The 12,561-nt window shown below is 74.3% G+C and carries 10 protein-coding genes; 5 read left to right on the top strand and 5 right to left on the bottom strand.

The window, feature by feature from the left end:
- Positions 1-114: 114 nt before the first annotated feature.
- The 3 genes from KME66_RS14025 to KME66_RS14015 form a co-directional block, all read right to left on the bottom strand.
- Complete coding sequence (locus tag KME66_RS14025; protein WP_178378986.1) at positions 115-1,374, bottom strand: Cmx/CmrA family chloramphenicol efflux MFS transporter; 1,260 nt, start codon at positions 1,372-1,374, stop codon at positions 115-117.
- Positions 1,375-1,542: 168 nt separating this feature from the next.
- Positions 1,543-2,778, bottom strand: coding sequence for a PQQ-binding-like beta-propeller repeat protein (locus KME66_RS14020; protein ID WP_216322392.1), 1,236 nt, complete (start codon positions 2,776-2,778; stop codon positions 1,543-1,545).
- A 242-nt stretch (positions 2,779-3,020) separates the two neighbouring features.
- Positions 3,021-3,752, bottom strand: a complete 732-nt coding sequence (locus KME66_RS14015; protein ID WP_216322389.1) for a hypothetical protein — start codon at positions 3,750-3,752, stop codon at positions 3,021-3,023.
- A gap of 124 nt (positions 3,753-3,876) precedes the next feature.
- Here KME66_RS14015 and KME66_RS14010 point away from each other — a divergent pair, with 124 nt between their 5' ends.
- The 3 genes from KME66_RS14010 to KME66_RS14000 all read left to right on the top strand — a co-directional run bounded on the left by KME66_RS14010 (position 3,877) and on the right by KME66_RS14000 (position 6,490).
- Complete coding sequence (locus tag KME66_RS14010; RefSeq protein ID WP_216329336.1) at positions 3,877-4,626, top strand: LamB/YcsF family protein; 750 nt, start codon at positions 3,877-3,879, stop codon at positions 4,624-4,626.
- Between the two features lie 260 nt (positions 4,627-4,886).
- Positions 4,887-5,579, top strand: coding sequence for an allophanate hydrolase subunit 1 (locus KME66_RS14005; protein ID WP_216322386.1), 693 nt, complete (start codon positions 4,887-4,889; stop codon positions 5,577-5,579).
- The gene (locus KME66_RS14000) at positions 5,576-6,490 is read left to right on the top strand and encodes a biotin-dependent carboxyltransferase family protein (protein WP_253208329.1); all 915 of its coding nucleotides are present in this window, start codon (positions 5,576-5,578) and stop codon (positions 6,488-6,490) included. The genes KME66_RS14005 and KME66_RS14000 overlap by 4 nt, the downstream gene beginning before the upstream one ends.
- A gap of 116 nt (positions 6,491-6,606) precedes the next feature.
- On the opposite strand, the gene KME66_RS13995 is transcribed toward KME66_RS14000, so the two are convergent.
- On the bottom strand, positions 6,607-8,919 hold the full coding sequence (locus KME66_RS13995) for a cation-translocating P-type ATPase (protein ID WP_216322383.1): 2,313 nt from the start codon (positions 8,917-8,919) through the stop codon (positions 6,607-6,609).
- Between the two features lie 255 nt (positions 8,920-9,174).
- Here KME66_RS13995 and KME66_RS13990 point away from each other — a divergent pair, with 255 nt between their 5' ends.
- Positions 9,175-9,864 carry a copper homeostasis protein CutC gene (locus KME66_RS13990; protein WP_216322380.1) on the top strand — a complete coding sequence of 230 codons (690 nt, stop codon included), beginning with the start codon at positions 9,175-9,177 and terminating at the stop codon, positions 9,862-9,864.
- A 44-nt stretch (positions 9,865-9,908) separates the two neighbouring features.
- Here KME66_RS13990 and KME66_RS13985 read toward each other — a convergent pair whose 3' ends face one another.
- On the bottom strand, positions 9,909-11,999 hold the full coding sequence (locus KME66_RS13985; protein ID WP_216322378.1) for an ATP-binding domain-containing protein: 2,091 nt from the start codon (positions 11,997-11,999) through the stop codon (positions 9,909-9,911).
- A 355-nt stretch (positions 12,000-12,354) separates the two neighbouring features.
- Here KME66_RS13985 and KME66_RS13980 point away from each other — a divergent pair, with 355 nt between their 5' ends.
- On the top strand, positions 12,355-12,543 hold the full coding sequence (locus tag KME66_RS13980) for a hypothetical protein (protein ID WP_073219507.1): 189 nt from the start codon (positions 12,355-12,357) through the stop codon (positions 12,541-12,543).
- The last annotated feature ends 18 nt before the right edge of the window (positions 12,544-12,561 follow it).

Raw genomic sequence — 12,561 nt, 5'->3', positions numbered from 1 at the left:
GGGTGGCCGTATCACTACCGGCCGGTAGTGACTTTTTCGGCTGCTGTTCGACGACCCGTCGGCTATCGGCCGGGCGGCGGCCGAAAGCCGACGGGCGGGCCCGGGGCTACGGAGTCACGCGCCCGTCGACGGAACGGAATCGGCTCGCGCCGGGCGCCCGGGGGCCGCCGTGCTCCTCGCGACGAGCCGCGAGCGGGACCGGACGCCCGCGCCGCCGGCCCCGCCCGTGCCGCCGCGCTGGAGGCGCAGCGCCACGCCCACCGCCGCCAGGGCCAGGGCGGTCATCGCCGCGCCCGCCCAGGCCGTGGAGGCGAAGCCGAAGTCCAGGTCGATCACCGTGCCGCCGAGCCAGGGGCCGCTCGTGTTGCCCAGGTTGAACGCGGCCGTCGTGGTGGCTCCGGCCAGCGTGGGAGCGGCCCCGGCCACGTTGAACATCCGGGCGTTCAGGGCGGGAGCGGTGAAGAAGGCGGACAGGCCCAGCAGGAACGACAGCGCGACCACCGCCGCCTGACCGGAGGCGAACAGGGCCAATGCCACCAGGAACACCGTCGACGCCGTGATCCCGCTCAGCAGCACCCCGAAGAGGTGTGCGTCCGCGACCCGGCCGCCGATCATCGTGCCGATCAGCGCGCCCGCCCCGAACAGGCCGAGGATCCACGGCACCCAGCCCGAGTCCAGGCCCGCCACGTCGGTCAGCAGCGGCGCCAGGTAGCTGAACGCGCAGAACACCCCGCCCGCCGCGAGCGCGGTGATCACGATGGCCAGCCAGACCTGCCGGTCCCGGTAGATCGTCAGCTCCCGCTTCAGCTCGGGCTTCTTCCCGGGCAGCGGGATGTGCGGGATGCGGGTGACCACGCCCGCCAGTGCCACCGCCGAGGCCGCGCCCACCGCCCAGAACGCCGAGCGCCAGCCGAGGTGCTCGCCCAGGAAGGCGCCCAGCGGCACGCCCAGCACGTTGGCGACGGACAGGCCGCCGATCATCACGGCCATCGCCCGCGCCCGCTGGTTCACCGGGACCATCGCGATGGCCACGGCCGCCCCGACCGCCCAGAAGCCGGCGCAGGCGAGCGCGCTCACGACGCGGGAGGCGAAGAGGACCTCGTACGTCGGCGCCAGCGCACCGGCGATCTGGCCCAGGCCGAACACGGAGATCAGCGCGATGAGGGTGGTGCGGCGCGGCAGCCGCAGCGTGGCGACGGCCAGCAGCGGGGCGCCGACCACCATGCCGATCGCGAACGCGGATATGAGAAGCCCCGCCTGCGGGATCGACACGTCCATGTCGTCGGCGATCGGCGGGAGCAGGCCCGACAGCATGAACTCACTGGTGCCGAGGGCGAAGACCGAGAGGCCGAGAATGTATACGGCCAGGGGCATGGGCGCGCGGCGCGAGGGAGAGTCGGGCATGACTCGTCCCAACGCCGGAGATTGCGTCCGCATTCCCCGGCGCCGGGCGGAGGGAGCGCCTGTTCACACCCCCGTCACGTGGGCTGTCCGTGACGTGGGCCGTCTGTCACGTGGGCCGTGCGTGACGTGAGCCGCCCGTCACACGGGCAGCGCGTGCAGCTTCTTGCCGTGCAGGGCGTAGACGCGCTTCCCGTCGGTGGCCACCAGCCAGGCGTGGTGGTCGCCGGACCGGTCGTTGAACGTCCAGCGCAGGGCGCCCGTCCTCGCGTCGATGGCGTGGACGCCGCCCTGCGGGTCCAGGTCGGTGGCCGCGTAGAGGGTGCCGCCCGCCGTGACGAACTGCCGGGGCACCTGCGCGCTCGCGTCCTTCAGGGCCGTGGACTGCCAGACCTTCTTCCCCGTCCCCGGCCGCAGAGCCCACAGGGTGCGACCGCTGTCCGCGATGTACAGCACGCCCTCCACGAGGCTCGGCTCCCGGAACAGGGCGAACTCCTCGGCCTCCACGGACCACTTCTCGGTCCCGTCGGACAGCGCGAAGGCCTGGAGCCGCTGCCCCTGCGGGACGATCACCAGATCCTGGTGCACGACGAACGGCCCGTAACTCGTCTTCGTCGTCTTCTGCGTCCACACCTGCCTGCCGGTGGCGGTGTCGCGGACCGTCAGGTTGTTCTTGAAGTCGGTGTAGACGAGGTGACGGCCCCGCACGGCGGCGTGGATGCCGTTCTGCTGGGTGCCGAGGTCGCGCTGTTCCTTCCAGGCGACCTTGCCCGTGGTGCTGTTCAGCGCGGCGATCACATTGGTGCGGGACGAGCCGTCGGCCTCCAGGATCTCGGCGATGACGTACACCTGCTCCCCGTCGACTGCGATCGGCCTCGGCTGCCGGTACTCCTTGCCGAGGCGGCTGCGCCAGGTCTCCTTGCCGGACCCCGGTACGTACCCGATGACGTTCCCGTCGTACGCGCCGCTGGCCAGGTACAGCGTGCCGTCGCCGAGCAGCAGCGGCGCACCGGGCACCGCGCCGCCCGGCAGCGACCACCTCTCCTTGCCGGTGGCGCCGTCGAGCGCCGCCAGCGGATCCCCGCTCGCGATCACCACGCCGTCCACGGCCACCAGCTCGTCGTTGTCCCCGTACGTCTGCGCCGAGGTCGACGTGGTCCACAGCGGTGCGGGGGCCCCGCCCTCGGAGGGGGCCTTGCCGTTGTCGGGGGACGCGTCGCGCGGCTTCGGGGTGCTGCCCTCCCCGCCGGTCGCGAGCTCGTCCTCGCAGCCGGTCAGTCCGGCCCCGAGCGCCGCCATCGTGAGACCGCCCCCGGCCAGTCGCAGTATTCGCCGCCGGGAAGTTCTGCCGACCGTCATGCCGAGCCCCTTGGACATTGCGTCTTACCCCCGTGGAGTTGTCTGAGCGGAAAGAGGAACAGGCTGCCTTCGCAGAGTGTGTGCATCTGCGATGCGAGACGTTAGCGGTCGAGGGGCTTCACCGGCCGGGCGAGGGCGCGACCGGGACGACACCGTGAACGAACCGGAACATTCGCGGGGCCGGTCGCGAGGCCGGCCGGTGCCGTGTGTCCCGCACACGGCCACCGGGTCCGATGCCGGGGCCCATACCTGTGCCGGTGTCAGGGGCCGGTGCGCCGGGGGCCGGCGTCCGTACCGAAGCCGGGCGCGGACGAGGTCAGCAGCTCCAGTTCCGTCGCCAGGTTGTGCCGCGCCCGCGCCTCCCACTCCGCAGCGCCGTACGGCGTACGGAACAGCCGTGGCAAGTCGAGGAGTTGTCGCAGCACCGCCGCCCGGCCCGCCCGGAACGCCTCGTCCGGCACGAAGCCGTACTCCTCCCGCACCTGCGCCGCGTACGCCCCGTACTCCTGCGGCCCGCCCGCCAGGACCGCCAGGTCCGCGTCGCACAGCACCTCGCCGTTGCGGTCGCCCCCGGCCGGGTCGTGCGTGACGGTGAGCCGGACCAGCCGGGCGACCTCCGCCGTCACCGCCTCCGGCACCCCCGCCTCGGCCAGCGCGCGCTCGGCGAGAGCGGCGCTGCGCTCCTCGTTCTCGCTCCGGTCCGGCCGGTACACCGCGTCGTGGAACCAGGCGGCGAGCCGCACCGCGTGCACGTCGTCGGCGTGGCCGGCCAGCGTGTCGACCCGGTCCAGGACCGCGCTCAGATGGGCGGTCGTGTGGTAGCGGCGCTGTGGTTCGGCCCAGCGCGCGAGGAGGTTCTCGGCGTACGGCAGCGGATCGGGGTCGTCCGCCCCGGCGCGTGCGGCCACCAGCGTGTCGTGCCAGCGGTCCCGGAGGCCGGTTCCGGGGTCGCCGTCGGATCTCCGGGGCGGGAGGGGGCTGTGGTCCGTCATGGGGGCGACTCTAGGGGGTCCGCCGGACGGGGGAGGGGCGCCGGGAGCGGGGTCGAGGGAGGTCCCGCCCACCGGACCGGCCTTGTCGCCCGGCCGGGACCCGGCCTACCGTGCGCCCGTGATGATGGATCTCAACGCCGATCTCGGCGAGGGCTTCGGCACCTGGACCCTGACCGACGACGACGCGCTTCTCGCCTGTGTCACGAGCGCCAACGTGGCCTGCGGCTTCCACGCGGGCGACGCCTCCGTGATGCGGCGGGTCTGCGATGCCGCGGCGGCCGGTGGGGTCCGGATCGGGGCGCAGGTCTCCTACCGGGACCTGGCCGGGTTCGGGCGGCGGTCGATGGATGTGCCGCCCGCCGAGCTGACCGCCGAGATCGCCTACCAGATAGGCGCGTTGCGGGTCTTCGCCCAGGCCGCCGGGTCCACCGTCTCGTACGTCAAACCGCACGGCGCGCTCTACAACCGGGCCGTCTGGGACGACGACCAGGCCGCCGCCGTCGTCGCGGGCGTCCGGCTCGCGGGCGGGGGCCTGGCCGTGCTCGGGCTCCCCGGCTCCCGGCTGCTCGCCCACGCGGCCGAGGCCGGACTGCCCGCAGTGGAGGAGGCCTTCGCCGACCGCGCGTACACCCCGCAGGGCACGCTCGTGCCGCGCCGTGAGCCGGGCGCGGTGGTGCACGACCCGGACGACGTCGTACGCCGGAGCGTCACGATGGCCGTCGAGCGGGCGGTCACCGGGGCGGACGGCAGCCGGATACCGTTGTCGGCGCGTTCGCTCTGCGTCCACGGGGACACCCCCGGCGCGGCGGCCCTGGCACGCCGGGTGCGGACCGCGCTGGAGGAAGCGGGCGTCGCGGTACGGGCGTTCGCATGACCGGCGCCTCCGTTACGGGTGCTCGCGCGCCCGGCTCGGGTGTCCGCGCGGCCGTCCCCGGGGGGCCGGGCGGTGGCCCCGCCGGTGCGGGCGGTGGCCCCGGGGGTGCGGGCCGCGGCTACGGCGGTGCGGGTGGTGGCCCCGGCGGTGCTGGAGCCGGTCCCGGCAGCGCGGGTGGTGGTGTCAGCCGTACGGGCGGGGGGCCCGGCGGGACGGGCAGTCCCGGTCGTGCTCCGGGCGGTCCCGGCCGTGCGGGGGAGGTGCGTGTCCTGCCCGCCGGGCCGCACGCGCTGCTCGTCGAGCTGGCCGACGGCGAGCACACCGATGCCTTCCACGCCGAACTGCTCCGGCGCCGCGAGCGCGGCGAACTCCCCGCCGTACGCGACATCGTCCCCGCCTCCCGCACCGTCCTGCTCGACGGGATCGCGGAGCGCACACCGGGAACGCGGGACCGCCTGGCCCGCGAGCTCGCCTCGTGGCGGGTGGAACCGCTGCGCCGGGAGGACCGCGAGCCGGTGGAGGTCCCCGTGGTCTACGACGGCCCCGATCTCGGCGAGGTCGCCGCGCACTGGGGCGTCGGGGCCGACGAGGTGGCCGCCCTGCACTCCCGTACCGCGTTCCGGGTGGCGTTCTGCGGGTTCGCCCCCGGGTTCGGCTATCTCACCGGGCTGCCCGAGCGGCTGCACGTGCCCCGGCGCACGACCCCGCGCACCCGGGTCCCGGCCGGGGCGGTGGCCCTCGCCGGGCCTTACACGGGGGTGTACCCGCGCCCCTCGCCCGGCGGCTGGCAGATCATCGGGCGGATGCCGGACCCGGGGGCCCTGTGGGATCCGGGCCGGGAACCGCCGGCGCTCCTGGTGCCGGGCACGCCGGTGAGGTTCGTCTCCGTGGAGGCGGGGAAGGCGGCCGCGCTGCCCGCACCCCGCACCGGTGACGTCCGGGCGGACGCATGAGTGCGGACACCGGACGCCCCCCGCTCGCCGTGCGCGCCGCGGCCCTCACCCTCCACCACCTGCACGTCGTACGCCCCGGAGCGCTGACCACCGTGCAGGACGCGGGCCGCCCCGGCCGGGCCCACCTCGGGGTCGGACGGGCCGGGGCACTGGACGCGCCGGCCGCCCGGCTGGCCAACCGGCTGGTGGGCAACCCCCCGGACGCCGCCGTCCTGGAGACCACCCTCACCGGGTGCGCGGTCCGCCCGGACCGGCCGGTCGTCGCCGTCGTCGGCGGGGCGGGCTGCCGGGTGACGGTCGACGGGTGGCCGGTGGCCTGGGGCGCCCCGGTCCGGGTGCCGGCGGGCGCGGTGCTGGACGCGGGCCCCGCCGGGACCGGCCTGCGGAGCTACCTGGCGTTCGCGGGCGGCCTGGTGCCGGAACCGGTGCTCGGCAGCCGTTCGACGGACCTGCTCTCCGGCCTCGGGCCCGCCCCGCTGAGCGCGGGCGACGAACTCCCCCTGGGCGATGCTTCGGCGGTCGGTGAACCGCCCGCCGCCGGACCCGTCCCCTGGCCGGGCGCCCCGGCCGAGCTGGTGCTCCCGGTCCGTCCCGGGCCCCGCGACGACTGGTTCACCGAGGCGGCTCTCCGGACGCTCCTCACCGCCGCCTATCGGGTGTCGCCGGACAGCAACCGGATCGGCCTGCGGACGGAGGGCCCGCCGCTGGAGCGGTCCCGTACGGAGGAACTGCCGAGCGAGGGCATGGTGTTGGGCGCGATCCAGGTGCCGCCGGACGGCCGGCCCGTCGTCTTCCTCAACGACCACCCGACGACCGGCGGTTACCCCGTCGTCGGCGTCGTCCTGGAGCAGGCCCTTGCCGCGGCGGCGCAGGCGGCGCCGGGGACCCGGCTGCGGTTCGTCCGAGGCTGACCCCGGCCCGTACCCGTCCCCGCGCAGGGGCGTGCCCGCACCCCGGCCCCGTACCCGTCCAGACGCACCGGCGCGGCGGGACCGGGAGGGTTCCGCCGCGCTCCGGGCTCTGTGCCTCACGCCCCCTTGAAGGTGCGCAGCCGCAGGGAGTTGCCGACCACGAAGACCGAGGAGAAGGCCATCGCGGCCCCGGCGATCATCGGGTTGAGCAGCCCGGCGGCGGCCAGCGGGAGGGCGGCGACGTTGTAGGCGAAGGCCCAGAACAGGTTGGTGCGGATGGTGGACAGCGTGCGCCGGGAGAGGCGGATCGCGTCGGCGGCGGCGGTGAGGTCGCCCCGGACGAGGGTCAGGTCCCCGGCCTCGATGGCGGCGTCGGTGCCGGTGCCCATCGCGAGCCCCAGATCGGCCTGGGCCAGGGCGGCGGCGTCGTTGACCCCGTCCCCGACCATCGCGACCGAACGGCCCTCGCCCTGAAGGCGCTTGACCACGTCGACCTTGTCCTGCGGCATGACCTCCGCGTACACCTCGTCGATGCCGACCTCGGCCGCGACCGACTCCGCCACGGCCCGGTTGTCACCGGTGAGGAGGATCGGGGTCAGACCGAGGGCGCGGAGCCGGCGGACGGCCTCGGCGCTCGTGTCCTTCACCGCGTCGGCGACCTCCAGCACCGCTCGTGCCTCCCCGTCCCAGGCGACGGCGATCGCGGTGCGCCCGGCGGCCTCCGCGGCCTGCTTCGCCTCGGCGAGGTGGGCGGGAAGCCGGATCTCCCACTCGGCCAGGAGCTGTTCGCGCCCGACGAGGACGGCGTGTCCCTCGACGGTGCCCTGGACGCCGAGGCCGGGGATGTTGGTGAAGTCCTCGGGGGTGGGGAGGGGGCCGGTGGTGTCGGTGGCTGCGGTGGCGACGGCTTGGGCGATGGGGTGTTCGGAGGCGTTCTCCAGGGCTCCTGCCAGTCGTAGGACTTCGGTCTTGTCGGTTTCGTGGGTGGTGTGGGTGGTGTGGAGGGTCATGCGGCCGGTGGTGACGGTGCCGGTCTTGTCGAGGACGATGGTGTCGGCGTGGCGGGTGGTTTCCAGGACTTCGGGGCCTTTGATGAGGATGCCGAGTTGGGCGCCGCGGCCGGTGCCGACCATGAGGGCGGTGGGGGTGGCGAGGCCGAGGGCGCAGGGGCAGGCGATGATGAGGACGGCGACGGCTGCGGTGAAGGCGGTGGTGAGTCCGGCGCCGTTGCCGAGCCAGTAGCCGAGGGTGGCCAGGGCGAGGGTGATGACGACGGGGACGAAGACGGCGGAGATGCGGTCGGCGAGGCGTTGTGCGGAGGCTTTGCCGTTCTGGGCGTCTTCGACGAGTCGGGCCATGCGGGCGAGTTGGGTGTCGTTGCCGATGCGGGTGGCTTCGACGAGGAGGCGTCCTCCGGCGTTGAGGGTGGCGCCGGTGACGGTGTCGCCGGTGGTGACCTCGACGGGTACGGATTCGCCGGTGAGCATCGAGGCGTCCACGGCGGAGGAGCCCTCGACCACGGTCCCGTCCGTCGCGATCTTCTCCCCGGGACGGACCAGGAAACGGTCTCCGACCTGCAGCGCGGAGACCGGGATCGTCGACTCCGCACCGTCACGCAGAACGGTGACCTCCTTCGCCCCCAGCTCCATCAGGGCCTTCAGCGCCGCCCCGGCCTTCCGCTTCGAGCGCGCCTCGAAGTAGCGCCCGGCGAGGATGAACGCCGTCACCCCGGCCGCCGCTTCCAGGTAGATGTTCCCGGCGCCGTCGCTGCGGGCGATGGTGAACTCGAACGGGTGCGTCATCCCGGCCATGCCCGCCGTCCCGAAGAACAGCGCCCACACCGACCACAGGAACGCGGCCGACGTGCCGACGGAGATCAGCGTGTCCATCGTCGCCGCGCCGTGCCTCGCGTTCGTCCAGGCGGCCCGGTGGAACGGCCAGGCGGCGTAGGTGACGACCGGTGCGGCCAGCGTCAGGGAGAGCCACTGCCAGTAGTCGAACTGGAGCGCGGGAACCATCGCCATCGCGATCACCGGTACGGCGAGGAGGACGGCGGTGACCAGCCGCCGGCGCAGGTCCGTGAGCCCGTCGTCCTCGGTCGAGCCCTGTTGCGGGTCGCCGCTCCCCGGTGGTGGGGCGGCGGTTTCGACGGCGGGAGGGGCGGGCTGCCGGGCGGTGTATCCGGTGGCCTCGACGGTCGCGATCAGATCCTCGACGGACACGTCGGCGCCCGCATAGGTGACCTTCGCCTTCTCGGTGGCGTAGTTGACGGTGGCTTCCACGCCGTCCATCCGGTTGAGCTTCTTCTCGATCCGGGCCGCGCACGAGGCGCAGGTCATCCCGCCGATCGCGAGCTCGACCGCCGTGCCGCCGGCCCCGGCGGAGGTTGCGGCGGCGGTGGTTGCGGTGGTGGCGGAGTGCGCGGACACGGGGTCCTCCCTGAAGCCGTCCCAGATACCCCTAGGGGGTATCTCTGTCTGTCGTCATGTATACCCCCCTCCCCTATGAAGCGCAAGGCGTGGCGGGAGAGGTGCGTCACCCGCCTGCGGGGCCGGGTCGCGCCCCGTCGCGCACGTGGGTTCAGATAGAGGGCTGCGCCGCCCGTCGGCCACCCGTAGGCTGACCATTGGACTAGACCTATAGCCGTGAAGGGCTGTAGCTGTGTATCGGAGGAATGGGGACCCATGAGCAACCGTGCAGTCCTGGAGGTGATCGCTCTCGACGCAGAGGACGCGGTCGCTGCCCAGGCCGGAGGTGCAGACCGCCTCGAACTGGTCACGGACATGGCCGCCGACGGTCTCACCCCGTCCCGGGAGACCTTCACGGCGATCAGGTCCGCCGTGGACATTCCGCTGCGCGTGATGCTGAGGACGGCGGACGGGTTCGCCGCCGGTGACATCGATGTACTGGTCGGCCGGGCCCGTGAGCTGCGGGCGGCGGGGGCCGACGAGTTCGTGTTCGGCTTCCTCGACGCGGAGGGCCACGCCGACCTCGTCGCCGTCGAACGGCTCGTCGCCGAGCTGGACGGCTGCCGGTGGACGTTCCACCGGGCGATCGACCGGGCCACGGACCGTGACGCCCTGCGCAAGCAGCTCGCGGAGATACCGGGCCTCGACACGTTCCTCACGGCGGGCTCCCCCGCCGGGGTGGACGCGGGCATCCCGACCCTCGTCGCCGAAGCGGCCCGGAGCGGTGAGCCGGGATACCGGGCGCAGGTCCTGGTCGGCGGCGGCCTCCACCTGCACCACCTGCCCCGGCTGCTGGCGGCGGGGATCGACGCGTTCCACATCGGCGGCGCGGCGCGGCCGGCGGGCTGGTCGGCCCCGGTCGACGCGGCAGCCGTACGGGAGTGGCGCACGGCGCTGGACGCCTGAGCCCCGATCGGGTGCGGGACCGGACGGCCCCGCACCCGAGGGACCTACGCCCGGACCAGCACCTCCGGCAGCGGCGCCGCGTGCAGCACGGTCAGCCCCGACACCGCACGGGTCAGCGCCACGTACAGCCGCCGCAGCCCGGTCCGCTCGTCCGGCTCACCGTCCACCACGGCCGCGGGCTCGTCCAGCACCACGTAGTCGTACTCCAGGCCCTTCGCCAGCGACGCGGGCACCAGCGTCAGCCGGGAGGCGGCGGTGGTCTCCTCCCCGGGCGAGAGATACGCGTGGCCCGCCGCCGCCAGGGCCGCCCCCAGCACCGGGATGCGGGCGTCGGCGGCGATCAGCCCGATCGACCCCGCGTGGCCGAGCGACTCCTCGCAGGCGGCGACGACGGCCGCGTCCAGCTCCTCCACCCCGCCCGGCACCTCCCGTACGGCCAAGGAGCCCGGCGACTCCCGCACCGACTCCACCGCCGCGAGCCCCGGCGAGATCGCGGGCAGCAGCCGGGAGGCGTACGCGATGACCTCGCGCGGCACGCGGAAGCCCGCCGTCAGCTCCTCCACCACCGCGTCCGCCTTGCCCAGGTGGAACAGCGCCTCGCCCCAGCTCTCGGTGGACCACGGGGTCGTCCCCTGCGCGAGGTCGCCGAGGACGGTGGCCGAACCGGTCGAGCAGCGCCGCCCCACCGCCCGGTACTGCATGGGGGACAGGTCCTGTGCCTCGTCGAGCACGACATGACCGAGAGAGTGCGTCCGGGCGATCAGGTCACCGGCCTCGTCGATCAGCACGGCGTCGGCCGCCGACCACTTCGCGGACTTCACGCTGCGGGCGGGCTTCGCCCACAGCAGCCGCTTCTGCTCCTCCCCGCTGAGCAGCCCCTCCGCGTGCGCGGCCAGGAACTCCGCGTCGGACAGCAGCCGCAGCACGACCTTCGCCGGGTCCACGGCGGGCCAGACCGCCTTGACGGCGGCCTTCACGGCGGGGTTCCGGGCCACGGCGTTCTGCACCCGGTCGTCGGGGGCCTCCCCGGCCTCCTCCATCCGTACGAGAACGGCGTGCGCGATCCGCTGCGGCAGCGCCTCGTGCGCGGCCCCGTACCGCATGTCGCGGGCCAGCAGTTCGTCGACCATCTCCTGGATCTCGTACACGGGCACCCGCCAGCGCCGGGAACCGCGCACCACGACGACCGGCTCGACGGGAGCGGTCACATGGGAGCGGACGGCCCGCCGCAGCACCTCGGCCATGCGGGCGTCGCCCTTGACGACGGCGGTGGCCGCCTCGTCCTCGCCCCGGACCTCGACGCCGGTGCGCACCAGGTCGTCGACGGTGGCCTGCTTCACCTCCAGCTCACCCAGGGCGGGCAGCACCTGCTCGATGTAGTGCAGGAAGGAACGGTTCGGTCCGATGACGAGGGTGCCGGTGCGGGCGAGCCGCTCACGGTGCGCGTACAGCAGGTACGCGACCCGGTGCAGGCCCACGGCGGTCTTCCCGGTGCCCGGCCCGCCCTGCACGCAGACGGTGCCGCCGAGGCCGCCGCGGACGATCTCGTCCTGCTCGGGCTGGATGGTGGCGACGATGTCGCGCATCGGGCCGACACGCGGCCGCTCGATCTCCGCCTGGAGGAGCCGGCTGGTGTGCTCGGCCTCGGCCGGGTCGGCTAGGTGCTCGTCCTCGTACGCGGTCAGCTCGCCGCCGGTGTACCCGAAGCGGCGGCGCAGCCCCACGTCCCGGGGGTCGGTGCGGGACGCCTGGTAGTACGGCTGGGAGACCGGCGCACGCCAGTCGATGACCATGGGGTCGCCGGCGGCGTCGTGGACGTGCCGGCGCCCGATGTAGAACCGCTCGCCGTCCGTGCCCTCGGCCAGGTCGCCCCCGACCGCGTGCAGATAGTCGAGGCGGCCGAAGAACAGCGGGGTGTGCGAGAGGTCGGCGAGCGCCTTGATGCGGTCGTCGATCTGGGCCTGGAGCACTGTGGCGTTGACCCAGTTCGCGGTGACGTCGCGGATGTCCAGGGCCTGGACGTCCTCGCGCATCCCGCGCAGTGCGGCGCGGGACGCGGCGAGGTGGGCACGTTCGCGCGCCAGGGGGTCGGCGGGATCGGGGGTGGAATCGCTCTCTGCTACGTGCGCGGGCACGGTGTTGCCTCCGGCTCTTCAACGCAGGACGGCGGACCGTTCGTCGGTGCCGGCGGGAGCCGGAGCAGGACGGTCCGCTCGGAAGGTTCGATCGCGTAGGTGTCGGCCGGTTTCCGTCCGGTCGGCGGCGCTCCCGGGGCCGTGGACACGGCGCGGGAGGCGGGCAGACCGGCGATTGTAGCCACAGGGCGGGGCGCGGGCGAAACGGATTCCGGTGCTCCCGGAGGGGGAGAGGGCAGGGATACCCGTAGGGGATGCGCGCGGCCCGAGCGGTACCGGAGGGCTACGAGCCCGGAGTGCGGCTTCCGTCTGCGGGCCGACGCGCCCGAACGGGTGACGGGAGCACCATGGATACATGAGCACAGCCGCCCTGAACCCACGCACGACCGGCCCCGCGCACGGCGCGACCGCGGTGACCGGTGACCACCGACCCCACCGTGTCGGCGACGCGCTGCGCGCCGTGAGGGTGTTCGTGACGACGGCGTTCGGCGTCGCCGTCCTGGGGGAGTACGCGGAGGAGGCGGGCGTGCGGCGGGCCCGCTGAGGCCCGCCGCAGGACTCC

Origin of the sequence: Streptomyces sp. YPW6 (genome assembly GCF_018866325.1) — a bacterium.
Taxonomy (GTDB): Bacteria; Actinomycetota; Actinomycetes; order Streptomycetales; family Streptomycetaceae; genus Streptomyces.
The sequence above is the reverse complement of the archived record's forward strand: the minus strand, read 5'-3'. Positions and strand labels throughout refer to the sequence as shown.